At 72.2% G+C, this 25,371-nt stretch carries 17 protein-coding genes; 13 read left to right on the top strand and 4 right to left on the bottom strand.

All coding sequences use genetic code 11. The annotated features are described in order from the left end of the window. The first annotated feature begins 68 nt into the window (after nucleotides 1-68). The 4 genes from ABT084_RS09420 to ABT084_RS09405 all read left to right on the top strand — a co-directional run bounded on the left by ABT084_RS09420 (nucleotide 69) and on the right by ABT084_RS09405 (nucleotide 7,092). A complete protein-coding gene (locus ABT084_RS09420; protein ID WP_283459998.1) occupies nucleotides 69-350 on the top strand; it encodes an acylphosphatase in 282 nt (93 codons plus the stop codon). A 314-nt stretch (nucleotides 351-664) separates the two neighbouring features. Beyond that, nucleotides 665-880: a hypothetical protein gene (locus ABT084_RS09415; protein ID WP_351040026.1), complete on the top strand. Its 216-nt coding sequence runs from the start codon at nucleotides 665-667 to the stop codon at nucleotides 878-880. A gap of 224 nt (nucleotides 881-1,104) precedes the next feature. After that, entirely contained in the window at nucleotides 1,105-5,409 is a 4,305-nt protein-coding gene (locus ABT084_RS09410; protein WP_351040023.1) for an AAA family ATPase, read from the top strand. Nucleotides 5,410-5,649: 240 nt separating this feature from the next. Next, nucleotides 5,650-7,092, top strand: a complete 1,443-nt coding sequence (locus ABT084_RS09405; protein WP_502968878.1) for a sugar porter family MFS transporter — start codon at nucleotides 5,650-5,652, stop codon at nucleotides 7,090-7,092. A 45-nt stretch (nucleotides 7,093-7,137) separates the two neighbouring features. Here the strand turns inward: ABT084_RS09405 and ABT084_RS09400 are convergent, their stop codons facing one another. Beyond that, nucleotides 7,138-8,124, bottom strand: a complete 987-nt coding sequence (locus ABT084_RS09400) for an LLM class flavin-dependent oxidoreductase (protein ID WP_351040020.1) — start codon at nucleotides 8,122-8,124, stop codon at nucleotides 7,138-7,140. Between the two features lie 71 nt (nucleotides 8,125-8,195). Beyond that, on the bottom strand, nucleotides 8,196-9,665 hold the full coding sequence (locus tag ABT084_RS09395) for a cytosine permease (protein ID WP_351040017.1): 1,470 nt from the start codon (nucleotides 9,663-9,665) through the stop codon (nucleotides 8,196-8,198). 227 nt (nucleotides 9,666-9,892) lie between these two features. Between ABT084_RS09395 and ftsY the strand changes: the two genes are divergently transcribed. Beyond that, a complete protein-coding gene (gene ftsY / locus ABT084_RS09390; RefSeq protein WP_351040014.1) occupies nucleotides 9,893-11,116 on the top strand; it encodes a signal recognition particle-docking protein FtsY in 1,224 nt (407 codons plus the stop codon). Between the two features lie 84 nt (nucleotides 11,117-11,200). Here the strand turns inward: ftsY and ABT084_RS09385 are convergent, their stop codons facing one another. Beyond that, complete coding sequence (locus ABT084_RS09385) at nucleotides 11,201-11,869, bottom strand: bifunctional DNA primase/polymerase (protein ID WP_351040011.1); 669 nt, start codon at nucleotides 11,867-11,869, stop codon at nucleotides 11,201-11,203. Nucleotides 11,870-12,266: 397 nt separating this feature from the next. Between ABT084_RS09385 and nsdA the strand changes: the two genes are divergently transcribed. The 6 genes from nsdA to ftsH all read left to right on the top strand — a co-directional run bounded on the left by nsdA (nucleotide 12,267) and on the right by ftsH (nucleotide 22,247). Beyond that, nucleotides 12,267-13,793, top strand: coding sequence for a transcriptional repressor NsdA (gene nsdA / locus ABT084_RS09380; protein WP_502968877.1), 1,527 nt, complete (start codon nucleotides 12,267-12,269; stop codon nucleotides 13,791-13,793). A gap of 280 nt (nucleotides 13,794-14,073) precedes the next feature. After that, nucleotides 14,074-15,417 carry an ammonium transporter gene (locus ABT084_RS09375; protein WP_351040008.1) on the top strand — a complete coding sequence of 448 codons (1,344 nt, stop codon included), beginning with the start codon at nucleotides 14,074-14,076 and terminating at the stop codon, nucleotides 15,415-15,417. Continuing rightward, nucleotides 15,414-15,752 carry a P-II family nitrogen regulator gene (locus ABT084_RS09370; protein WP_351040006.1) on the top strand — a complete coding sequence of 113 codons (339 nt, stop codon included), beginning with the start codon at nucleotides 15,414-15,416 and terminating at the stop codon, nucleotides 15,750-15,752. The genes ABT084_RS09375 and ABT084_RS09370 overlap by 4 nt, the downstream gene beginning before the upstream one ends. Before the next feature lie 17 nt (nucleotides 15,753-15,769). After that, nucleotides 15,770-18,205 (top strand): [protein-PII] uridylyltransferase, encoded by a 2,436-nt coding sequence (locus ABT084_RS09365; protein WP_351040004.1) that lies wholly within the window; start codon nucleotides 15,770-15,772, stop codon nucleotides 18,203-18,205. 393 nt (nucleotides 18,206-18,598) lie between these two features. Further along, nucleotides 18,599-20,170: a signal recognition particle protein gene (ffh, locus tag ABT084_RS09360; RefSeq protein WP_351040002.1), complete on the top strand. Its 1,572-nt coding sequence runs from the start codon at nucleotides 18,599-18,601 to the stop codon at nucleotides 20,168-20,170. Between the two features lie 118 nt (nucleotides 20,171-20,288). Next, on the top strand, nucleotides 20,289-22,247 hold the full coding sequence (ftsH, locus tag ABT084_RS09355) for an ATP-dependent zinc metalloprotease FtsH (protein WP_502968876.1): 1,959 nt from the start codon (nucleotides 20,289-20,291) through the stop codon (nucleotides 22,245-22,247). Between the two features lie 47 nt (nucleotides 22,248-22,294). Here the strand turns inward: ftsH and ABT084_RS09350 are convergent, their stop codons facing one another. Continuing rightward, nucleotides 22,295-22,978, bottom strand: coding sequence for a methyltransferase type 11 (locus ABT084_RS09350; protein WP_351039998.1), 684 nt, complete (start codon nucleotides 22,976-22,978; stop codon nucleotides 22,295-22,297). A 132-nt stretch (nucleotides 22,979-23,110) separates the two neighbouring features. On the opposite strand from ABT084_RS09350, the gene proS reads away from it, so the two are divergent. Both proS and ABT084_RS09340 read left to right on the top strand, forming a co-directional pair. Next, nucleotides 23,111-24,523 (top strand): proline--tRNA ligase, encoded by a 1,413-nt coding sequence (gene proS, locus ABT084_RS09345; protein ID WP_351039996.1) that lies wholly within the window; start codon nucleotides 23,111-23,113, stop codon nucleotides 24,521-24,523. A gap of 199 nt (nucleotides 24,524-24,722) precedes the next feature. Beyond that, complete coding sequence (locus ABT084_RS09340) at nucleotides 24,723-25,322, top strand: hypothetical protein (protein WP_351039994.1); 600 nt, start codon at nucleotides 24,723-24,725, stop codon at nucleotides 25,320-25,322. Nucleotides 25,323-25,371 lie beyond the last annotated feature (49 nt).

Genomic DNA, 25,371 nt, shown 5'->3' with positions numbered 1-25,371 from the left:
GCGACTGTAGCCCATGGTGGGGAGGGGGTGAGGTGACCTGAATTCGACCGCCCGGTTAGCGTTCACGCATGAACGAACATGTCCGAGTGACCGCCTGGGTACGCGGCCGGGTACAGGGAGTGGGCTTCCGGTGGTTCACCAGGGCCAATGCGCTGGAGATCGGCGACCTCGTGGGCTTCGCGCTGAACCTCGACGACGGTCGGGTACAGGTGGTCGCCGAAGGTCAACGTGAGAATTGCCACCGGCTGCTCGACTGGCTGCGGTCCGCCGACACGCCCGGGAGGGTGGACGGAGTGACCGAGATCTGGGGAATTCCGCGAGGCGGTTACGACGGGTTCGCGATCCGTTGATCGTGTACTGATCACATCTACACACCGCCGGAACTGCGCATACGTTGCCGAGTGTGGTCATTCGTGGAACGCTCGAAGGTGAGGACGATCTCCCATTCCCTTGCGGGGAACGGGCCGTCCACCGATACAGGGCGTGATCGTGTTGACCGTCAAACTTTTTGGTGAGACGCTGGAAGCCCCGCGCACCTGAGCTGTTTGGCAGTGTTGGCAGTATTGAGCGCAGTGACTGACAGCCACTGCCGGACAACGCGGGTGCGATTCCCTCACGACCCACACCGCTTCGGTCGGTCACTCAGTGTGGAGGACCATCCATCATGGCAAAGGCGCTTCTCGGTTACGTCGGCGGTTCCGACCCGCGACTCCTCGCCGAGATGCGACGGCTTCAGCAGCGCGTCCAGGACCTCGAGTCCGAACTCGGACGAATCCAGTCCGAGAACGACGCTCTGAACGCGGCCGCCGCACAGCACGGAGACTTGCTGCTGGACAGCATCGACATCGACGTATCCCAGGCGGAGCCCGCGCTCACCTGAATCGCGATCTCGTCGCTGTGACTGTCAGCCCGCCCAGCTAACTGTCAGCACCGCTTGATCTGCAAGGGACGCTTCGGCGTCCCTTCTTTTCTTTCCGCTCGCGCTTTCCGCCTCCGCCCGCTGCCGCTTTCCGCCTCCGCGGCCCCTTGGTCATCTCCATTGACGTCAGATGTGCCCTGCACCTTCATGGGTGAAACCGAAGGTGAAAGGTAGAGTCCGGCGGCGTGCATCTCAAGGCCCTGACCCTGCGTGGTTTCAAATCGTTCGCGTCCGCCACCACCCTGCGCTTCGAGCCGGGCATCACCTGTGTGGTCGGCCCCAATGGCTCCGGCAAGTCCAATGTGGTGGACGCGCTCTCCTGGGTCATGGGAGAACAGGGAGCCAAGTCCCTGCGCGGCGGCAAGATGGAAGACGTCATCTTCGCCGGTACCACCGGCCGCCCGCCGCTGGGCCGCGCCGAGGTCTCGCTGACCATCGACAATTCCGACGGCGCGCTGCCGATCGACTATGCCGAGGTCACCATCACCCGGATCATGTTCCGGGGCGGCAGCAGCGAATACCAGATCAATGGGGACACCTGCCGTCTCCTGGACATCCAGGAGCTGCTCTCCGACTCCGGCATCGGCCGCGAGATGCACGTCATCGTCGGCCAGGGCCAGCTGGACTCCGTCCTGCACGCCGATCCGATGGGCCGCCGCGCCTTCATCGAGGAGGCGGCCGGCGTCCTGAAGCACCGCAAGCGCAAGGAGAAGGCGCTGCGGAAACTGGACTCGATGCAGGCGAACCTCGCGCGCGTCCAGGACCTCGGTGACGAACTGCGCCGCCAGCTCAAGCCGCTGGGGCGGCAGGCGGCGGTGGCCCGGCGGGCCGCGGTCATCCAGGCCGACCTGCGGGACGCGCGGCTGCGGCTGCTCGCGGACGACCTCGTCACCCTGAAGGGCGCGCTCGACGCGGAGATCGCGGACGAGGCAGCCCTCAAGGAGCGCAAGGAATCGGCCGAAGCGGAACTGGACGGCGCGCTGCGCCGGGAGGCCGAGCTGGAGGAGGCCGTGCGCGCGCTGGCGCCGCGGCTCCAGCGCGCGCAGCAGACCTGGTACGAGCTGTCGCAGCTGGCCGAACGGGTCCGTGGGACGGCTTCGCTGGCCGAGGCGCGGGTCAGGAGCGCGACGGCGCCGGTCGAGGAGGAGCGGCGCGGCCGCGATCCCGAGGACCTGGAGAGGGAGGCCGCGCGGATCCGTGAGCAGGAAGCGGAGCTGACGGCGGCGCTGGAGGCGGCCACCCGCGCCCTGGAGGACACCTCGGAGCACCGGGCCGAGCTGGAGCGCGCGCTGGAGGGCGAGGAGCGGCGGCTGCGGGACGCGGCGCGGGCCATCGCCGACCGGCGCGAGGGCCTGGCCCGGCTGACCGGCCGCCTGGGCGCGGCCCGTTCCCGGGCCGGGGCCGCGCAGGCGGAGATCGACCGGCTGGTGGCCGCCCGGGACGAAGCGGAATCCCGGTCGGTGGCGGCGCGGGAGGAGTACGAGGCCCTCGCCGAGGAGGTCGGGGCGCTGGATGCGGGGGAGTCCGTGGCCGCGGAGCACGAGCGCGCGCGGGCGGAACTGACGGCGGCCGAGGAAGCGCTCTCGGTGGCCCGGGACGCGCTGGCGGCGGCGGAACGGTCCCGCGCGGCGGTGTCGGCCCGGCGGGAGGCGCTGGCGCTGGGCCTGCGGCGCAAGGACGGCACCGCGGCGGTACTGGCGGCGCGGGAACAGCTGGCGGGCCTGCTGGGTCCGGCGGCGCAGCGGCTCTCCGTGGCGGCGGGGTACGAGGTCGCGGTCGCGGCGGCGCTGGGTGCGGCGGCGGACGCCCTTGCCGTGACCTCCCCATCGGCCGCCGCCGAAGCGATCCGCCACCTCCACCGCGCCGACGCGGGCCGCGCGACGTTCCTGATCACCCCGACCGTCCCGGCCCCGACGGCCGGGGGCCCGCACGCGTCCGCGGCTGAGCCGGGCGCTCCGGCGGGCGTGGGCGCGGGTCGGGACCGGGCCGTGGCCGCCGCTTCGGCGCCGTCCGTCCGGGGCGTGACCGAAGCCCTGCCGCCCGGGCCGGCACCGGAGCCGGGGGACCCGACGCCCGCCCACCCCGCCGCGGCCGTTGGCCCCGCCACACCCCCTCACCAAGGCTCGGCCCCGACCCCCGGCTCCACGGGATCCGCTGGGTCCGGCTGCCCCGCCGGGGCCCACGCGCCCGCCGGCCCCGTGGGCGGCGATGGCCCCGGCGCCTCGGTGCCCCGGCCGTCCGGCCGGGCGTCGGAGTCCGGAGGGGCTCATGTCCCGGGCGCGGCCGTGGACCCCGCCGTGCCGATCGTGCCCGCGGGGTCGGGTGGCCCCGTGGGCGGCGAGGGCCCCGGTGCTTCCGTGCCCCGGCCCTCCGGCTCCTCGCCGGAAGGCGTGGGCCCCGCGCAGGCCGCAGGACCCGGCGCTTCGGTGCCCCGGCCCTTCGGTTCGGCGTCGGAGTCCGGAGGGGCTCCGGTCCCCGGTGCGGCCGGTGCGGCCGGGGAGGCTGCGGTGGCGGGCGGGCCCGCGGGGCCCGCAGGGGCGCACGCGCCCGCCGGCGGCGTGGGCGGCGGCGCGGGTGCTGCGGTGGGCCGGCCCTCCGGCTCCGCGGCGGAGTGCGCGGGTGGGCTGGACCTGGCCGCGGCGGTAGGCCCCGGCGCGTCGGTGGCCCGGCCGTTCGGTGACGACGGGTTCGGGGTGGCCGTCGGGGAGCTGGTCGGGGGAGATGCCGGGCTGCGGCGGGCCGTGGGGTGGGTCGTGCGGGGTTACCGGGTCGTGGCGGATCTGGCCGCCGCCGAGGCGTTGGTGGCGGCGCGGCCCGACTGGGTCGCGGTGACCGTCGGGGGAGACGTCCTCGGTGCGCACCTGGCCCACGGCGGGGCCGCCGGGGCGCCCAGCCTCATCGAGGTGCAGGGCGCCGTCGACGAGGCGGACGCCGACCTGGCCGCTCTGGAGGTCCGTTGCCGGGAGCTGGCCGGGGCCCGGGCCGACGCCGAGGCGGCCCGCCGCGAGCACGCCGGCCTGGTCGAGGAGCTGGCCGAGCGCCGGCGCGCCGGCGAGCGGGCGAAGGCCGGGGTCGCCCAGCAGCTCGGGCGGCTGTCCGGCCAGGCCAAGGGCGCGGCGGGCGAGGCCGAGCGCTGTGCCGCCGCCGCGGCCAAGGCCCAGGACGCGCTGGAGCAGGCGCTGGCCGATGTGGAGGAGTGCGCCGAGCGGCTCGCGGTGGCCGAGGAGATGCCCGGCGAGGAGGAGCCGGACACCTCGGCCCGCGACCGGCTCGCGGCCGACGGCGCCAACGCCCGGCAGACCGAGATGGAGGCCCGGCTCCAACTGCGCACCCACGAGGAGCGGGTCAAGGCCCTGGCGGGCCGGGCCGACTCCCTCGACCGCGCCGCCCGGGCCGAACGCGAGGCCCGCGCCCGCGCCGAGCGCCGCACCGCGCGCCGGCGCCACGAGGCCCGGGTGGCCACGGCGGTGGGCGACGGCGCCCGCCAGTTGCTGGCGCACATCGAGGTGTCGCTGACCCGCGCGGACCGCGAGCGTACGGACGCCGAGTCGGCGAAGGGGGTCCGCGAGCGGGAGCTGGCGCAGGCCCGCACCCGCGGCCGCGACCTCAAGGGTGAGCTCGACAAGCTCACCGACTCCGTGCACCGCGGCGAGGTGCTCGGCGCCGAGAAGCGGCTGCGCATCGAGCAGGTGGAGACGAAGGCGCTGGAGGAGTTCGGGATGGCGGCCGCCGGGCTGGTCGCCGAGTACGGCCCGGACCAGCCGGTCCCCCCGACCCCGCGCGCCGACGACGACGCGCAGGGCGGCGAGGGGCAGGACGCCGACCCCCTGCCGGGTCCCTTCGTACGCGCACAGCAGGAGAAGCGGCTGCGGGCCGCCGAGCGCGCGTACCAGCAGCTCGGCAAGGTGAACCCGCTCGCCCTGGAGGAATTCGCCGCGCTGGAGGAACGGCACAAGTTCCTGAGCGAGCAGCTCGAGGACCTCCGCAAGACCCGGGCGGACCTCCTTCAGGTAGTGAAGGAGGTCGACCAACGTGTCGAGCAGGTGTTCACCGAGGCGTACCTGGACACGGCCCGCGAGTTCGAGGGGGTCTTCTCCCGCCTCTTCCCCGGCGGCGAGGGCCGGCTGATCTTGACCGATCCCGACAACATGCTCACCACCGGAGTGGACGTGGAGGCCCGCCCGCCGGGCAAGAAGGTCAAGCGCCTCTCGCTGCTCTCCGGCGGTGAACGCTCGCTGACGGCCGTGGCCCTGCTGGTCTCCATCTTCAAGGCCCGCCCCAGCCCGTTCTACGTGATGGACGAGGTCGAGGCGGCCCTGGACGACACCAACCTGCAGCGGCTGATCCGGATCATGGAGGAGCTGCAGGAGAGTTCGCAGCTGATCGTGATCACGCACCAGAAGCGGACCATGGAGGTCGCGGACGCGCTCTACGGCGTTTCGATGCAGGGCGACGGGGTATCGAAGGTCATCAGCCAGCGCCTCCGCTGAGGCGTCACCCGACTCTTCCGTTCAAGAGGTGAAGTCACTATCTGTCCACCGTGGGCCGGATGGGCGATCCCGTCGTGATTCAGCGAAGTCCTCACAAAGTCTTGACTTCATAAAATGAACACATAGGCTCGCTCCCGCTGCCCTTCCCTTCGGGTGGTGCCCGATCTTGAACTGTGCGCCACTGGAAGGAATCACCCCCACATCCGCCCGTCACCGCAGCCGGGCACGCAGGAGCAGACCTTGACCAGCAGCTCATCACAGGTGTCCTCGGCAGGCGGCGGACGCACGTCCCGGCCCGACCACCCGGACCACCTCGGCCACGTCATCTTCATCACCGCCGCCGCCGCGATGGGCGGTTTCCTCTTCGGCTACGACAGCTCCGTCATCAACGGCGCCGTCGAGGCCATCCGCGACCGCTTCGACGTCGGTTCGGGGACCCTCGCCCAGGTGATCGCCGCCGCCCTCATCGGCTGCGCCTTCGGCGCCGCCACCGCCGGCCGCATCGCCGACCGGATCGGCCGCATCCGCTGCATGCAGATCGCCGCCGTCCTGTTCACCGCGAGCGCCATCGGCTCGGCCCTGCCGTTCGCCCTGTGGGACCTCGCCATGTGGCGCGTCATCGGAGGCTTCGGCATCGGCATGGCCTCGGTCATCGGCCCGGCCTACATCGCCGAGGTCTCGCCGCCCGCCTACCGGGGGCGGCTGGCCTCCTTCCAGCAGGCCGCGATCGTCATCGGCATCGCCATCTCGCAGCTCGTCAACTGGGGCATCCTGAACCTCGCCGACGGCGACCAGCGCGGCAAGATCGGCGGCCTGGAAGCCTGGCAGTGGATGCTCGGCGTGATGGTGGTCCCGGCCGTGCTCTACGGCCTGCTGTCCTTCGCCATCCCCGAGTCGCCGCGCTTCCTCGTGTCCGTCGGCCGCATGGACAAGGCGAAGACCGTCCTGCGGGAGGTCGAGGGCGACGGCATCGACGCCGACGCCCGGGTCCGCGAGATCGACAACGCCATCCATTCGGAGCAGAAGTCCACCTTCAAGGACCTCCTCGGCGGACGCTTCGCCTTCCTGCCGATCGTCTGGATCGGCATCGGGCTCTCCGTCTTCCAGCAGCTCGTGGGCATCAACGTGATCTTCTACTACAGCTCCTCGCTGTGGCAGTCGGTCGGCATCGACCCGAGCTCCTCGTTCCTGTACTCCTTCGAGACCTCCGTCGTGAACATCATCGGTACGGTCATCGCGATGGTGTTCGTGGACCGCATCGGCCGCAAGCCGCTGGCCCTCATCGGCTCCGCCGGCATGACGATCTCCCTCGCGCTCGCCGCGTGGGCCTTCTCCTACAAGGACACCAGCGGCGGCGACATCGCCCTGCCGCACACCCAGGGGCTGGTGGCCCTCATCGCCGCCAACTTCTTCGTCCTCTTCTTCGCCCTCTCCTGGGGCGTGGTGGTCTGGGTGCTGCTCGGCGAGATGTTCCCGGGCCGGATCCGCGCGGCCGCCCTCGGTGTGGCCGCCGCCGCCCAGTGGATCGCCAACTGGGTCATCACGGTCTCGTTCCCGACGCTCTCCGACTGGAACCTGTCCGGGGCGTACGTGATCTACGCGGTCTTCGCCATGCTCTCGATCCCCTTCATCCTCAAGTGGGTGCCGGAGACCAAGGGCAAGGCGTTGGAGGAGATGGGGTAACCATCCCCCGCCAACACCCCCTCTCCTCCGCGGTGCTGCCCCGGCTCAGTCCTTGAGCCGGGGCAGCACCCGTTCGCAGAGCAGTTCCAGGCTGCGCCGCCCCTCCTCCAGCGGCATCCCGCCGCACAGCGGGTGCAGGACGAGATTGCCCGCCTCGCCCGCGCCCCGGGCGTACGTCACCGCCTCGTCCGGGGTGAGGATCCGGTACACCCCCTCCGCGCGCAGCTCCTCGACCGTGCGGGCGCCGGACCGTACCGCCGAGCGGATGTCCTTGGACTGCCAGGACGCGTACATGCCCGCCTCGTGCAGGAAGTGGTGCCCGTACCGGGCCCACGCGCGGTCCGGGTCCTCGGCGATGTGCAGCAGCGGGGTCTCGGCCGCGGGCATCATGCAGAAGCCCTCGGTGCCGTACTCCGCCAGCCGCGCGAGGTAGTACGCCTCCAGCTCCGGCAGGTGCGCGCTCGGGAAGAACGGCAGGCCGAGCCGGGCCGCGCGGCGCGCCGCCGCCCGCGAACTGCCGCCGACCAGCAGCAGCGGGTGGGGCCGGGTGAACGGGCGCGGGGTGACCTTGACCGTGCGGCCCCGGAAGTCGAAGGGCTCGCCCGTCCACGCCTTGAGCAGGGTCTCCAGCAGCTCGTCCTGGAGCTTGCCGCGCCTGCCCCACTCGACGCCGTGCTGCTCGTACTCCTCGGGCCGGTAGCCGATTCCCGCCACCGTCACCAGCCGGCCGCCGCTCAGCAGGTCCAGGACCGCGATGTCCTCCGCGGCCTTCAGCGGGTCGTAGAGCGGCCCGATGATCGCGGAGACGGTGACCGCGATCCGGCGGGTGGCGCCGAAGACGGCGCCCGCGAAGGCGAAGGGCGAGGGCAGCCAGTTGTTGTCGGTGCCATGGTGCTCCTCGGTCTGGAGGGTGTCGATGCCGTGCTCGTCGGCGTACCGCGCCATCTCCAGCGCCGCCCGGTAGCGGGCGGAGAGGGTCTCGGGCGTGCCGTCCGGGTCGATCAGGTTGAACCGGGCCACGGTGATGGGCATGAAGAAGTCCCCCTTCGCCTTGCTGCTCGCGGTGACGGGCCGGGCGAAGGGGGACGCTAGCTGACGTGGCGTCAGTTGGACAGGGATCCGGCGAGCGCCGATTCCTCCGGGGATGCGGATGCGGATGCGGGAGCCGCCGGCGCCTTGGTGCGCGGCAGTACGGCGTACAGCAGGCCGGAGGTCGCGATGCCCGCGGCCCAGCCCAGGCCGTTCTCGCCGATCCAGCTGCCCGCGAGCGGACCGCCGAACCAGTCGACCTTCGTGAACAGCAGGCCCACGACCAGCGCGAGCGCCCACGCGGTCATCGCCTGCCAGGCGAAGCCGCCCCGGTACCAGTAGGCGCTGGTGCGCCCGGTGTCCAGCAGCGCGTCCGCGTCGTACGTACGCCCGCGCAGCATGTCCACGCCGAAGACGCCGATCCACGCCGAGAACGCCACGGCGAGCAGCGTCAGGAAGGAGATGAACGACCCGAAGAAGCTGGTCGCCACGACCATCAGCAGGAAACCGAAGACCAGGCTGATGACGGCGTTGACGCTGACGGCCCAGGCGCGCGGGACCTTGATGCCGAGGGTCTGCGCGGTGAAGCCCGCCGAGTACATCGACATCGAGTTGATCAGCAGCATCCCGACCAGCGCCACGAGCAGGTACGGGACGGCGATCCAGACCGGCAGCAGCTCGCCGATGAAGGAGACCGGGTCCTGCGCGGTGGCCAGGTCCGGGGTGCCGACCGCCATCACGGCGCCCATCAGGACCATCGGGATGACGACCACGGCCGCGCCGCCGATCGTCGCGCCGACCATCCCCTTGGAGGAGGCCGTGCGCGGCAGGTAGCGGGTGAAGTCGGGGCCCGAGGGCACCCAGCTGATCCCGCCCGCGGCGATGGTGCCGATGCCCGCGACCATCATCGCGGTGGAGCCGGCCGGCTTGTCGAAGACCGCGGACCAGTCGGTCTCGGCGATCAGATAGCCGAGGACGAGCACGCTGAAGGCGCCGAAGAGGTACGTCGACCACGTGGAGCACACGCGCAGCGCGTTGATCCCGAGCCCGGAGACCAGGAAGGTGCAGCCGACGAAGAGCAGCAGGGTCACCACGATCAGCGCGGTGTTCTTCCGGACGCCGAAGAGCAGGTCCAGGACGGTCAGCACGGCGAAGGCGCCGCTGACGGCGTTGATCGTCTCCCAGCCCCAGCGGGCGACCCAGATCAGCGCGCCGGGGAAGAGGTTGCCGCGCTGGCCGAAGACGGCCCGCGACAGGGCCATGCCGGGGGCGCCGCCGCGCTTCCCGGCGATCGATATCAGCCCGACGATCCCGTAGGAGAGGACGGGCGCCGCGACGGCGACGACGAGCACCTGCCAGAAGTTCAGCTTGTTGAAGATGACCAGGCCCGCGCCCATGGTCAGCAGCAGCACGCTGATGTTGGCGGCGACCCAGGTGGGGACGAGTTCACGGACGCGACCCGTGCGCTCGCTGTCCGGGACGGGCTCGAGGCCGCGGGTTTCCATGGCGGTCTCCATGGCCCCGTCGGCGGGCTCGGCAGACATGCGGTACTCCGGGAGGAAGGGGGCAGGGAAGGTCGCCCATCATCGTAGATTTGAGCCGAAAAGCTCAAATAGAGGCTTACGGCCCCTTGTCGCTTCACTCGCCCCCCGGAGGCCCGGGCCGCTCTCGGTGGCGTCGCTCGTCCGCCGCGGAAGGCGGCGCGCGCGCACCATCACGGGTTCGCACGTTCTGCGATTCCCCACCTTCGGTGACCGATACTGGGGTGGTTATGGAAATCCTCATCCTTGCTGTAGTCATCGCCCTGGTCGCGGTCGGCGTGGTCAGCGGGCTCGTGGTCGGCAGCCGCAAGAAGAAGCAGCTGCCCCCCACGGCACCGCCGAGTACGCCGACCATCACTGCCCCGCCCGCCGAGCCGCAGGTCGGGGAAGACGCCGCACCCACGGTGGACGAGCCGCGGCGCACGATCGAGGAGGTCGTGCTCCCCGACGGGGAGTCCGTCGCCGACTCGCCCGTCGCCGTGGAGGACCCCGTCGTCGCGGCGCCCGAAGCGCCCGCCCTGGACGTCCCCGAGCCCACCGCCGGGCGTCTCGTCCGGCTGCGCGCGCGGCTCGCCCGCTCGCAGAACTCGCTGGGCAAGGGGCTGCTGACGCTCCTCTCCCGCGAGCACCTCGACGAGGACACCTGGGAGGAGATCGAGGAGACGCTCCTCATCGCCGACGTCGGCGTCGCCCCCACGCAGGAGCTGGTGGACCGGCTCCGCGAGCGGGTCAAGGTCCTCGGCACCCGCACCCCGGCCGACCTGCGCACCCTCCTGAAGGAGGAGCTGCTCACCCTGCTCGGCACCGACTTCGACCGCGCGGTGAAGACCGAGAGCGGGGTCGACACCCCGGCCGTCGTGATGGTCGTCGGCGTCAACGGCACCGGCAAGACCACCACCACCGGCAAGCTGGCCCGCGTCCTGGTGGCCGACGGCCGCAGCGTGGTGCTCGGCGCGGCCGACACCTTCCGTGCCGCCGCCGCGGATCAGCTCCAGACCTGGGGTGAGCGGGTCGGCGCGCGGACCGTCCGCGGTCCCGAGGGCGGCGACCCGGCGTCGATCGCCTACGACGCCGTCAAGGAGGGCATCGCCGAGGGCGCGGACGTCGTACTGATCGACACCGCGGGCCGGCTGCACACCAAGACCGGTCTGATGGACGAGCTGGGCAAGGTCAAGCGGGTCGTGGAGAAGCACGGCCCGCTGGACGAGGTGCTGCTGGTGCTGGACGCCACCACCGGGCAGAACGGTCTGACCCAGGCGCGTGTCTTCGCCGAGGTCGTGGACATCACCGGCATCGTGCTGACCAAGCTCGACGGCACGGCCAAGGGCGGCATCGTGGTCGCCGTCCAGCGCGAGCTGGGGGTTCCGGTCAAGCTGGTCGGCCTGGGCGAGGGCCCGGACGACCTGGCTCCCTTCGAGCCGGAGGCGTTCGTCGACGCCCTGATCGGCGACTGACCCCTCCCGGCCTCCCGGCCGGTCATCCGGCGGTACGCACCCCAGGGCCCCCGCGCTGCGACAGCGCGGGGGCCCGCGTCGCGCCTAGCGGGTGAAGCGGTGGCAGATGTAGGCCAGCGTGCCCAGGAGCAGGCGGGCCTGCGGGGGGCCGCCCGCGGAGTCGAGGGTGGGCGGGCGCAGCCACACGACCGGGCCGAGGCCCGCGCGGTCGGAGGGCGGGGCCGTGACGAAGGCGCCCTGTCCCAGGGCCCGCAGGTCGAGGTCCGCGTCGTCCCAGCCCATCCGGTACAGCAGCTGCGGCAGCTCGGCCGCCGCCCCCGGGGCCACGAAGAACTGGGCCCGCCCGTCGGGGGTCTCGGTCACCGGACCCAGCGGCAGCCCCATCCGCTCCAGCCGCACCAGCGCCTGCCGCCCGGCCGCCGCGGAGACCTCGATGACGTCGAAGGCGCGGCCCGCGGGGAGCAGCACCGCAGCCCCCGGGAACTCGCCCCAGGCCTCCGTCACCTCGTCCAGCGTGGCCCCCGCACACACCGCCGCCGCGGAGTCCAGCGGGTGCGCCCCGGGGGCCGCGCAGCGCGGGTCGCCGCAGGAGCAGTCGCGGCCGGGGGAGGCGGCCCGGGCGCCGGGAACCGCGTCCCAGCCCCACAGCCCGGTGTACTCGGCCACCGCCGTGCACTCCGACATCCGGCCGCGGCGCCGAGTGCCGGACCGGTACTCCTTGGTGCTCCGGCTGCCGCCGATCGTGAAGCCCATGCCCATGCCCCCTCCAACGGGTCGAACGCGCCGGTGGTTACGACGTCACCGCGACGTAGTCGCCGACCGTGCGGCAGAGGGACCGCGCCCGGCGCACTCCTCGCCGTGCGCGCCCCGGCGTACACCGCTGCGCCGACTACGGGTCATCCCGTGTCAAGTGAATCGTGCTTGGCGCCCGGCGAGTTCATTCGAAGGGGTGGCGAATGGTGGCGATTCCGGATTCGGCCTCGCGGCAGGGGTGATCGTAGGATTACTTTCAGTGCACGAACCCCCGATGGCCGCCCGTCCGTGGGTATGCCGGAGGCAATGTGTGAAGGGCTTGTGAAGGCCCCCTGTGGCTCACCCGGGCCCGGCCAGGGTTTGGTGTGTAAGAGGCAGAGCGGATGGGGGCGTTCCAGTGAGCGGCAGCGACGCAAGCGGAACGGACGCGGAACCAGCCGTCCGCAAGACCGGTGAGGATCCCCGGCCCAACGAGCAGCTGACGTCCTGGTTCGTCCGCAGCGGCTGGTCCAAGGGCGAGCTCGCCCGCCAGGTCAACCGCCGCGCCCGCCAGATGGGCGCGCACCACATCAGCACCGACACCTCCCGGGTGCGCCGCTGGCTCGACGGCGAGCAGCCCCGCGAGCCCGTCCCGCGCATCCTCTCCGAGCTGTTCTCCGAGCGCTTCGGCAGTGTCGTCGCCATCGAGCAGCTCGGCCTGCGCACCGCCCACCAGACGCCGTCCGTCTCCGGCGTGGACCTGCCCTGGGCCGGGGACCAGACCGTCACGCTGCTCGGTGAGTTCTCCCGCAGCGACCTGATGCTCGCCCGCCGCGGGTTCCTCGGAACCTCGCTCGCGCTCTCCGCCGGCCCCGCCCTGATCGAGCCCATGCAGCGCTGGCTCGTCCCGGCCCCGGCCGCCGACCCGGGATCGCGCGAGGCGGGACCGGCGGGCTCCCGGCCCGGGGCCCTCGGCGGCTACCGGCCGCCCCGGCTCTCCGAACCGGAACTCGACCTGCTCGAGGCGACCACCGTCATGTTCCGCCAGTGGGACGCCCAGTGCGGCGGCGGCCTGCGCCGCAAAGCCGTCGTCGGCCAGCTCCACGAGGTCACCGACCTGCTCCAGGAGAACCACCCGGCCCCGGTCATGCGACGGCTCTTCAAGGTCGCCGCGGAACTCGCCGAACTCGCGGGCTGGATGAGCTACGACATCGGGCTGCACCCCACCGCCCAGAAGTACTTCGTGCTGGCCCTGCACGCCTCCAAGGAGGCCGGGGACAAGCCCCTCGGCTCGTACATCCTCTCCAACATGAGCCGCCAGATGATCCACCTCGGCCGCCCCGAGGACGCCCTGGAGCTCATCCACCTCGCCCAGTACGGCAGCCGCGACTGCGCGGGCCCCCGCACCCAGGCCATGCTGTATGCGATGGAGGCGCGCGCCTACGCCAACATGGGCCAGCCCAGCCGCTGCAAGCGGGCCGTGCGGATGGCCGAGGACACCTTCGAGGACGCCGCCCAGGGCGGCGAGACCGAGCCCGACTGGATCCGGTTCTTCTCCGAGGCGGAACTGAGCGGCGAGAACGCCCATTCCTTCCGGGACCTCGCCTACGTCGCCGGCCGCAGCCCCACCTACGCCTCGCTCGCCGAACCCGTCATGCGGCGGGCCGTCGAGCTCTTCTCCAAGGACGAGGAGCACCAGCGCTCCTACGCCCTCAACCTCATCGGCATGGCCACGGTCCACCTGCTCCAGCGCGAGCCCGAGCAGTCCGCCGTCCTCGTCGACCAGGCCCTCGACGTGGCGCGAAAGGTGCGGTCCGAACGCGTGAACACGCGGCTGCGCAAGACCGTCGACACCGCCGCCCGTGAGTACGGTCACGTCGCCGACGTGGTCCGGCTCACCGACCACCTCGCGGCCCGCCTCCCGGAGTCCGCGGAAGCCGTCTGAGGCCTCTCTTCGCGGCTGAACCGCCGCCGCTCTCGCGGAGGTGGTTGCCCGCCGTCGTGGTTCCTCAATTGATGGTCGCTGTGTTCATCAGGCCGTAACAGCCCAGACGCCTTCGTCATCGGCGCGAAACACCCAGCGGCGCCGCCGGAAACCGGCCTGCGCGAATCTCAGGGCCAATAACCGGCCAGCCCCGGCCCGCTCTCCAGGCCGGGCCCCCTTAACGCCGCTCAGGTTTTCACGATCGCCCGCACGCGAACGTACCGACGACGAGGAGACGCCGATGGCATCAGCCATCACGACCCTCGCGGCAGACGCCCCGACGCTGTCTGCCGCGAACACCGGGTTCATGCTCATCTGCTCCGCCCTGGTCATGCTGATGACCCCGGGACTCGCCTTCTTCTACGGAGGCATGGTCCGCGTCAAGAGCAGCCTCAACATGCTGATGATGAGCTTCATCAGCCTCGGGATCGTCACGATCCTGTGGGTCCTCTACGGATTCAGCCTCGCCTTCGGCACCGACAAGGGCTCCGTGATCGGCTGGACCTCCGACTACGTCGGCCTCAGCGGCATCGGCATCACCGAGCTGTGGGACGGCTACACGATCCCCGTGTACGTCTTCGCCGTCTTCCAGCTGATGTTCGCGATCATCACACCGGCCCTGATAAGCGGTGCGCTCGCCGACCGCGTCAAGTTCAGCGCCTGGGCCCTCTTCATCACCCTCTGGGTCACGATCGTCTACTTCCCCGTCGCCCACTGGGTCTGGGGCGCGGGCGGCTGGCTCTTCGAGCTCGGCGTCATCGACTTCGCGGGCGGCACCGCCGTCCACATCAACGCGGGCGCCGCGGCCCTCGGCGTCATCCTCGTCATCGGCAAGCGCGTCGGCTTCAAGAAGGACCCGATGCGCCCGCACAGCCTCCCGCTCGTGATGCTCGGCGCGGGCCTGCTCTGGTTCGGCTGGTTCGGCTTCAACGCCGGTTCCTGGCTCGGCAACGACGACGGCGTCGGCGCCGTCATGTTCGTCAACACCCAGGTCGCCACCGCCGCCGCCATGCTGGCCTGGCTCGGCTACGAGAAGCTGCGCCACGGCTCCTTCACCACCCTGGGCGCCGCCTCCGGCGCGGTCGCGGGCCTCGTCGCCATCACTCCCTCCGGTGGCTCCTGCTCGCCGCTCGGCGCGATCGCCATCGGCGCCATCGCCGGTGTCGTCTGCGCCATGGCCGTCGGCCTGAAGTACCGCTTCAACTTCGACGACTCCCTCGACGTGGTCGGCGTACACCTGGTCGGCGGTGTCCTCGGCTCCCTGCTCATCGGCTTCTTCGCCACCGGCGGGGTGCAGTCCGACGCGGCCGGTCTCTTCTACGGCGGCGGGCTCGGGCAGCTCGGCAAGCAGGCCATCGGGGTCTTCTCGGTCCTCGCGTACTCTCTCGTCGCGTCCGCGGTCCTCGCCTTCCTCCTCGACAAGACGATGGGCATGCGCGTCACCGAGGACGACGAGGTCTCCGGCATCGACCAGGTCGAGCACGCCGAGACCGCCTACGACTTCAGCGGAGCCGGTGGCGGTGCCTCCTCCCGGCCCGCGGGCTCCCTCTCCGTCGCCGCTGCCAGCAAGAAGGTGGATGCATGAAGCTCATCACCGCGATCGTCAAGCCGCACCGGCTCGACGAGATCAAGGAGGCCCTGCAGACCTTCGGAGTCCACGGTCTGACCGTCTCCGAGGCCAGCGGGTACGGCCGCCAGCGCGGGCACACCGAGGTCTACCGGGGTGCCGAGTACACCGTGGACCTCGTCCCGAAGATCCGCATCGAGGTGGTCGTCGAGGACGACGCGGCCGAGGACGTCATGCACGTCGTCGTCGAGGCCGCCCGCACCGGCAAGATCGGTGACGGCAAGGTGTGGAGTGTCCCCGTGGACTCGGTCGTCCGGGTCCGCACCGGCGAGCGCGGCGCTGACGCGCTTTAGCTGACAGGAGCCCCCGGGTGACGAGCGTCGACAACACGACCGGCACGGCCGACTCGGGACCCAGCGGTTACGCCGCGGCCCGGCTGCGACTCCTCCAGGAGGAGTCGCGGTCCGGGCCCGCGCGGCGTTCCGCCCTCTCGGGGCTGACCGACGACTGGCTGAACGCCCTCTTCGCGACCGCCGTGCGCGAGAGCGGGGTCCGGGGCGCCACCCTGGTCGCCGTCGGCGGCTACGGGCGCGGCGAACTCTCCCCGCGCAGCGACCTCGACCTGCTCCTGCTGCACGACGGCAAGGCGGACCCCAAGGCGCTGAGCGCGCTGGCCGACCGGATCTGGTACCCGGTGTGGGACCTGGGCGTCGCCCTCGACCACTCCGTGCGCACCCCCGGCGAAGCCCGCAAGACCGCCGCCGAGGACCTCAAGGTGCACCTCGGGCTGCTGGACGCGCGCCCCGTCGCCGGAGACGTCGGACTCCTCGCGGGGCTGCGCACCTCGGTCCTCGCCGACTGGCGCAACCAGGCCGTCAAGCGCCTTCCCGAGCTGCACGCGCTGTGCCGGGAGCGGGCCGAGCGGAACGGGGAGCTGCGCTTCCTGCTCGAACCCGACCTCAAGGAGGCCCGCGGCGGGCTCCGCGACGTCACCGCGCTGCGGGCCGTGGCGGCCTCCTGGCTGGCCGACGCCCCGCGCGAGGGGCTGGCCGAGGCCCGGCGGCGGCTCCTGGACGCCCGCGACGCGCTGCACCTGGTGACCGGGCGGGCCACCGACCGGCTCTCCCTCCAGGAACAGGACCCGGTGGCCGCGCAGCTCGGCCTGCTGGACGCGGACGCGCTGCTGCGCGAGGTGTACGAGGCGGCGCGGGTCGTCTCGTACGCCGGTGACGTCACCTGGCGCGAGGTCGGCCGGGTGCTGCGGGCCCGGGCCTCCCGGCCACGGCTGCGCGGCCTGCTCGGCACCCGGGGGACGAGCGCCGTGGAGCGGGCCCCGCTCGCCGAGGGGGTCGTGGAACAGGACGGCGAGGCCGTCCTGGCCCTGGCCGCCCGGCCCGAACGGGACCCGGTGCTGCCCCTGCGGCTCGCCGCCGCCGCCGCGCAGGCCGGCCTCCCGGTCTCCCTGCACGCCGTACGACGCCTGGCCGCGCAGGGGAAACCGCTGCCCGTGCCCTGGCCGGCCGATGCCCGCGAGCAGCTGCTGACCCTGTTGGGCGCGGGGGAGCCCACCGTGGCCGTCTGGGAGGCGCTCGAAGCGGAAGGGCTCATCACCCGGCTGCTGCCCGACTGGGAACGGGTGCGCTGCCGGCCCCAGCGCAACCCCGTCCACACCTGGACCGTCGACCGGCACCTCATCGAGACCGCGGTACGGGCCTCCGCGCTCACCCGCCGGGTCGGCCGCCCGGACCTGCTGCTCATGGCCGCCCTCCTGCACGACATCGGCAAGGGCTGGCCCGGGGACCACTCGGTCGCGGGCGAGACCATCGCGCGCGACGTCGCCGTGCGGGTGGGCTTCGACGCGGAGGACGTCGCCGTGCTGAGCACCCTCGTACGGCACCACCTGCTGCTCATCGACACCGCCACCCGGCGCGACCTGGACGACCCGGCGACCGTGCGCGCGGTCGCCGACGCGGTGGGTTCGGCGGGCACGCTGGAACTCCTGCACGCCCTCACCGAGGCGGACGCGCTGGCCACCGGGCCCGCCGCGTGGAGCACCTGGCGGGGCTCGCTCGTCGCCGACCTGGTGCGCCGGGCGGGCGCCCTCCTCGCCGGGACCGCGGTCCCGCCCGACGCCTCCGGGACGCCGCGGCCGCCGGGCGCGGAGCAGGAACGCCTCGCGGTGGAGGCGCTGCGCACGGGGGAGCCGGCGCTGGCCCTGTACGCCCGCCAGGAGGAGGAGGACGCGGTCGGCGTCGAGCTGATCGTGGCCGTCCCCGACCAGCCGGGGGTGCTGCCCGCGGCGGCCGGGGTGCTGGCCCTGCACCGGCTCACGGTCCGGGCCGCCGATCTGCGCACGCTGGAACTCCCGGACGAGCTGGGCGAGGTGCTGGTGCTGCGGTGGCGGGTCGCCGCGGAGTACGGGTCCCTGCCGCAGGGGGCGCGGCTGCGGCAGGACCTGATCCGGGCCCTGGACGGCTCGCTGGACGTGCCGGCGCGGCTGGCCGACCGCGAGGCGGCCTACCCCCGGCGGCGGGGGGTCGTACCGCCGCCGCCGCGGGTCGCCGTCGTCGCGGACGTCTCCTCGCTGGCCACGGTGCTGGAGGTACGGGCCCCGGACGCGGTGGGGCTGCTGCACCGGATCGGGCGGGCGCTGGACGCGGGGGGTGTGCGGGTGCGCAGTGCGCATGTGTCCACGCTGGGGGCGAACGCGGTGGACACCCTGTACGTGACGGACGTCGAGGGCAAACCCCTGGCCCCGGCGGAGGCCACCCTCCTGGCCACCGCGATCGAGTCGTCCCTGTCCTGACCCGCCTCCATCGCGGGCGAGGCTGGGTGTGGCCCCCCTGGGCGGCAATTCCAGCGCCCGGCGCTTGAGGGCAATTCCAGCCTGCCCGGCGTTTGAGGGCATCGGTTCGGCCGCGCCCCCGGCCTGCCTCCGGCGGCGCCTCAATCGCCGGCGGGGCTGAATATGGCCCCGCCCGGTGTTCGGCTGCGGGGGCAATTCCAGCCTGCCCGGCGTTTGAGGGCAGCGGTTCGGCGGGGCGGGGAGGGGGCGGCCTCGTCGGGGTTTGGGGCGCCGCCGGGGGGCATGTCCGGCGGCCGGGGGGAGAGGGCGGTGCCCCGCAGGGTTCGGGACGCGGCGCGGCCCGATACCCTGGGGGGCGACCACACGCCCCCGACCCGAGGAATCGCGACTACCGTGTTCGATACGCTTTCCGACCGCCTCAGCGCGACCTTCAAGAGCCTCCGGGGCAAAGGTCGCCTCTCCGAGCAGGACATCGACGCTGCGGCCCGGGAAATCCGTATCGCCCTCCTCGAGGCAGACGTCGCCCTCCCCGTCGTCCGGTCCTTCATCGCGAAGGTCAAGGAGCGTTCGCTCGGGGTAGAGGTCTCCAAGGCCCTCAACCCCGGCCAGCAGGTCCTCAAGATCGTCAACGAGGAGCTCGTCGGGATCCTCGGCGGCGAGACCCGCCGCCTGCGGTTCGCCAAGACCGCCCCCACCGTGATCATGCTCGCGGGTCTCCAGGGCGCCGGTAAGACCACCCTCGCCGGAAAGCTCGGCTTCTGGCTCAAGGGCCAGGGTCACGCCCCGCTGCTCGTCGCCTGCGACCTCCAGCGCCCGAACGCGGTCAACCAGCTGAGCGTGGTCGCCGAGCGCGCGGGCGTCTCCATCTACGCGCCCGAGCCCGGCAACGGCGTCGGCAACCCCGTCCAGGTCGCCAAGGACTCCATCGAGTACGCCCGTACCAAGCAGTTCGACGTCGTGATCGTCGACACCGCGGGCCGCCTCGGCATCGACGCCGAGCTGATGCAGCAGGCCGCGGACATCCGCGACGCCGTCAGCCCGGACGAGATCCTCTTCGTCGTCGACGCGATGATCGGTCAGGACGCGGTCAACACCGCCGAGGCCTTCCGCGACGGCGTCGGCTTCGACGGCGTGGTGCTCTCCAAGCTCGACGGCGACGCCCGCGGCGGCGCCGCGCTCTCCATCGCGCACGTCACCGGCAAGCAGATCATGTTCGCCTCGAACGGCGAGAAGCTCGACGAGTTCGACGCCTTCCACCCGGACCGCATGGCCGGCCGGATCCTCGACATGGGTGACATGCTCACCCTCATCGAGCAGGCCGAGAAGACCTTCTCGCAGGCCGAGGCCGAGAAGATGGCGGCCAAGCTCGCCAAGGGTCCCAAGGAGTTCACGCTCGACGACTTCCTGGCCCAGATGGAGCAGGTCCGCAAGATGGGCTCCATCTCGAAGCTGCTCGGCATGCTGCCCGGCATGGGGCAGATCAAGGACCAGATCAACAACATCGACGAGCGCGACGTCGACCGCACCGCGGCCGTCATCAAGTCGATGACCCCGGCCGAGCGCCAGGACCCGACGATCATCAACGGCTCGCGCCGCGCCCGTATCGCCAAGGGTGCCGGTGTCGAGGTCAGCGCGGTGAAGTCGCTCGTCGAGCGCTTCTTCGAAGCCCGCAAGATGATGTCCCGGATGGCCCAGGGCGGCGGAATGCCCGGGATGCCGGGCATGCCGGGCATGGGCGGCGGCCCCGGCCGTCAGAAGAAGCAGATCAAGCAGGCCAAGGGCAAGCGCAAGAGCGGCAACCCGATGAAGCGCAAGGAAGAGGAGGCCGCGGCCGCCCTCCGCAAGGAGCAGGGGCCGCAGGCCGCCGAGCCGGGCGGCGACGCGGGCAACCCGTTCGGCCTGCCCACCGGGCTGGCCGGGCAGGACTTCGAACTCCCCGACGAGTTCAAGAAGTTCATGAAGTAGCACGTCAGAGGCGCGCCGACAGGCGTACGCAGCTCCCGGGCCCCGGTCGCGACAAGCGGCCGGGGCCCTTCCCGTCCGCGGGGCCGCTTCATCCGGCGATTATCCGGTTTGTGACTTAATGTCGGCCGGGAGGACGGCAGAAGGAGGCCTCGTGCCCAGCCCCACCCCCGTACCGCCGCGCGACCGTGCCGACACGCCTTGGCGCTCCGAGGGCGCACCGCCCACCCCGCCGCCCAAGAAGAAGATGCCCGGTGGCTGGCGCGGGCTGATCCTGACCGCGCTCATCGTCTACCTGCTGACCAACCTGGTGCTCTCCCTGTTCAACGGAGACGACGAGCCCACCATCCCGTACACCGAGTTCAGCAAACAGGTCACCAGCGGCAACGTCTCGAAGATCTATTCCAAGGGCGACGCCATCCAGGGCGAGCTGAAAAGCAAGCAGCCCAGGCCCGCCGGTGACGGGGACGGCGACTACACCAAATTCGTCACGCAGCGCCCCGCCTTCGCGGACGACCAGCTCTGGTCCAACCTGACGGCCAAGGGCGTCGTCGTCACCGCCTCCCCGGTGGTCGAACACCGCAGCTTCCTGGCCAACCTGCTGATCTCGCTCGCCCCGATGCTTCTGCTCGTCGGCCTCTGGGTGCTCGTCGCCCGCCGGATGAGCGCCGGCGGCCTGGGCGGCGCCGGCGGGCTCGGCCGCAAACAGCCCCCCAAGCCGGTCGAGCTGGAGGGGAGCAAGCGCACCACCTTCGAGGACGTGGCGGGCATCGACGAGGTCGAGGGCGAGCTGAGCGAGGTCGTCGACTTCCTCAAGAACCCCGAGCGCTACCACCGGATGGGCGCGCGGATGCCCGGCGGCGTACTGCTCGCGGGCCCTCCCGGTACCGGCAAGACCCTGCTGGCGCGCGCGGTCGCGGGCGAGGCCGGAGTGCCCTTCTTCTCCGCTTCCGCGTCCGAGTTCATCGAGATGATCGTCGGCGTCGGCGCCTCCCGGGTCCGCGAACTGTTCACCGAGGCCCGCAAGGTGGCCCCCGCCATCATCTTCATCGACGAGATCGACACCATCGGCCGGGCCCGCGGCGGCGGCTCGGGCATGGGCGGCCACGACGAGCGCGAACAGACGCTGAACCAGATCCTCACCGAGATGGACGGCTTCTCCGGCTCCGAGGGCGTCGTCGTCATCGCCGCCACCAACCGCGCCGACGTGCTCGACCCCGCCCTCACCCGGCCCGGCCGCTTCGACCGCATCGTCGTGGTCTCCCCGCCCGACCGCGGCGGCCGCGAGGCCATCCTGCGCATCCACACCCGCGACATCCCGCTGGCCCAGGAGGTGAGTCTGGCCCAGGTGGCCCGTACGACCCCGGGGATGACCGGCGCCGAGCTCGCCAACCTCGCCAACGAGGCCGCCCTGCTCGCGGTGAAGCGGGAGCAGCAGGCCGTCACCCAGACGGACCTGTCCGACGCCCTGGAGAAGGTCCAGCTCGGCGCGGAGCGGCCGCTGGTGATGCCGGAGGAGGAGCGCCGCCGCACGGCGTACCACGAGAGCGGCCACGCGCTGCTGGGCATGCTCCAGCCGGGCGCCGACCCGGTCCGCAAGATCACCATCGTGCCGCGCGGCCGGGCGCTGGGCGTCACCCTCTCCACCCCGGACGCCGACCGGTACGCGTACACCGAGGAGTACCTGCGCGGCCGGATCATCGGCGCCCTCGGCGGGATGGCCGCCGAACAGGTGGTCTACGGGGTCATCACCACCGGCGCCGAGAACGACCTCGAACAGGTGACCAACCTCGCCCGGGGCATGGTCGCCCGCTGGGGCATGAGCGAACGCGTCGGCAGGCTGACCGCGATCCCCTCCGACGGACAGAGCCCCTACGGTCTCTCCGCGGCCCCCGCCACCCTCGACGCGGTGGACCACGAGATGCGGCGGATCGTGGACGAGTGCTACGCGCAGGCCTGTCGCCTGCTGAGCGAGAACCGCGACAAGCTGGACGCGCTCGCCGAGGCGCTGCTGGCGAACGAGACCCTTGAGGAGGCGGCGGCGTACGAGGCGGCCGGCATCACCCGGCTGACGAAGTAGCGGGGGCTCCGCGCCCCCGCCCCGCGTCCCGCCGCGCGCCCGTCTTGCTAGACCGTACGGGCGATCACGTACCGGAAGATGTTCGCCAGCCACACGGACCCGTCGGGTCGCTCGAACGGGTGCAGCGCCTCCGCCAGTTCCTTCTCGGCCTGCACCGGGTCGGACCGGTCGTACAGCCCGGTCGACAGCAGGCCGCGCGTCGCGCTCTCCATGTCCGCGTACCCGAACGGGCAGAACACCCGCCCCGAGCCGTCCGGCCGCAGCCCGGCCCGCTCCACCAGCGCGTCCAGGTCCGCCGGCGCGGGCCCGCCGCCCGGCAGCGCGGGGACCGTGCACCGCTCCGGCGGCCCCCAGTCGGCCAGCACCACCGCCGCGCCGCGGCGCAGCGGACCCAGGGCCGCGGGCAGCGCCCGGGGATCCGGACCCACGCAGGTCAGCACGTCGTACGGGCGCAGCCCCGGCCCCGCCACGGGCGGCGCGGCCAGCACCTCCAGCACCCGCTCCCCGGCCAGGGACCGCAGCGCGGGCCGCCCCTCGACCCCGGTCACCCGGGCGCCCCGGCCCGCGGCCAGCAACAGCCCGAGTCCGGCCCCGCAGTCCAGGCCGAGCAGCCGGTCACCCGGCCCGACCTCCAGCCGGTCGTAAACCGCTTCGTAGAGCGGTACCAGCATCCGTTCCTGGATCTCCGCCCAGTCCCGGGCAACGAGCGTCGCCGTCGGCGTCGGTGTCATCGAAAGAGCGCTCCTGATTCCGTGTCGCCCCCTTGGCCCCCGTTGCCAGGGAACTCCCCATTCGCCCCCGCGTCCAGAGGAGCGCCGGACCCGATTCACGTTCGGCGCGCCCGGCGCCGTACCATTCGCGCCATGGCAAAGGCACCCGTTCTCACCCCCCAGGCGGAGGATTTCCCCCGCTGGTACCAGGATCTGATCAACAAGGCCGAGCTGGCCGACAACGGTCCGGTGCGCGGCACCATGGTCATCCGGCCGTACGGCTACGGCCTGTGGGAGCGGATGCAGCAGGAGATGGACGCGCGCATCAAGGACGCGGGCGCCCAGAACGCGTACTTCCCGCTGTTCATCCCGCAGTCCTACCTGACGCGCGAGGCCGAGCACGTCGAGGGCTTCGCCCCCGAGCTGGCGGTCGTCACGCACGGCGGCGGCAAGGAGCTGGACGAGCCGGTCGTCGTCCGCCCCACCTCCGAGACGATCATCAACGACTACTTCTCGAAGTGGGTCCAGAGCTACCGCGACCTGCCCCTGCTGATCAACCAGTGGGCGAACGTGGTCCGCTGGGAGATGCGTCCGCGCGTCTTCCTCCGTACGAGCGAGTTCCTCTGGCAGGAGGGCCACACGGCCCACGCCACCTACGAGGACGCCCGCGAGTACGCCGCCCGGATCCACCGCGACGTCTACGGCGACTTCATGACGAACGTGCTCGGCATCGATGTCGTGCTCGGCCGCAAGACCGCCAAGGAGCGCTTCGCCGGCGCCATCAACACCCTCACCCTCGAGGGCATGATGGGCGACGGCAAGGCGCTGCAGCTGGGCACGAGCCACGAACTGGGCACCAACTTCGCCAAGGCCTTCAACACGCAGTACCTGTCGAAGGAAGGCAAGCAGGAGCTCGTCTGGCAGACCTCGTGGGGCGTCTCGACCCGCATGGTCGGCGGTCTGATCATGTCCCACGGCGACGACAACGGTCTGCGGGTGCCGCCGCGGCTGGCCGCCGTCCAGGTCGTCGTCATGGCGATCAAGGGCGACGAGGCCGTCGCGAAGGTGCGCGAGCTGGGCGACCAGCTGAAGGCCGCGGGCATCCGCGTGCAGGTCGACGACCGCGTCGACACCCCCTTCGGCCGCCGCGCCGTGGACTGGGAGCTCAAGGGCGTACCGGTCCGCATCGAGATCGGCCCCCGCGACCTGGAGGCCGGCACCGCGATGCTGGCCCGCCGGATCCCGGGCGGCAAGGAGCCGGTGCAGATCACGGCCCTGGCCGAGCTGCTGCCCAAGGTGCTGGAGGAGGACCAGGCGCAGCTGCTGCGCGAGTCCCGCGAGCGCCGTGAGTCCCGTACCTCCGACGTCGCGACCATCGGGGAGGCCGCCGAGGCCGCCGTCGCCGGTGGCTGGGCGCGCATCCCGTGGGCCGACCTGGGCCCCGAGGGCGAGGCGAAGCTCGCCGAGCAGGCCGTCTCCGTACGCTGCCTGGTCGCCGAGGACGGATCGGTCCCGCTGACGGACGACGCCCCGGGAACCCTCGCCATCGTGGCGCGTTCCTACTGATGTGACCTGAAGTGACGCTGGGGGTGCCCCCGGAAGGTGACTGACCACCTCCGGGGGCACCCCCATACGTACCGACTCCTCCGGAGATCTGCGCACCCGGCCTCATCAGGACGCATGAGACTGAACTGACTGGTACGTGCAAAAAATTTGGAATGGCCCGGAATCGGAACACCGGGGCACCCCGGCTCGTTGTCACGACGTGAGCACGACACCACCTGTTCTCGCCGCAGAGCTGGCGCAGGCGTGGGCCGATATTCAGCGGTACCACCCCGAGCTGCCTGACCTTGCCGCGCCCGAGTCCCTGATCGGAGAGTCCTCGTCCGCATGCGGCGCGGAACTCTCCTTCGAGCGACTGCTGCACGAGGCAGTCCACGGCATCGCCGCAGCCCGCGGTGTCCGTGACACTTCGCGTGCCGGCCGCTACCACAACCGCAGATTCCTCGCGATCGCCGAGGAAATGGGCCTGGACCACTCCGAAGAGCCGCATGCCAGCAGCGGCTTCTCGCTGGTCGCCCTCAACCCCGAGGCGAAGAAGCGGTACCGGCCGACCATGGAGCGCCTCCAGCGCGCCCTGAAGGCCCACACCGCCGCCACCGCCGCCGACACCAAGCGCAGTTTCCGCGGCCCGGCCGCCCGGCACGGCTCCTCCGGCGGCGGTGTGCGGGTCAAGGCCGTCTGCGACTGCGGGCGCAACGTCCGGGTCGTGCCGTCGGTGCTCGCCCAGGCCCCGATCGTGTGCGGCGGCTGCGGCAAGCCCTTCCGCATCCCCGAGGTGGCCGTCTCCGCCGCGGCCTCCTGAGCGCGGTCCGGGTGCGGGCCGGGCGGGGACGGCCCCGGGTCGAAGCGCC

This window comes from Streptomyces sp. NPDC002138 (assembly GCF_040296485.1).
GTDB lineage: Bacteria > Actinomycetota > Actinomycetes > Streptomycetales > Streptomycetaceae > Streptomyces.
Note: the sequence above shows the minus strand (reverse complement) of the source record. Positions and strands in the feature narration are given on the sequence as shown.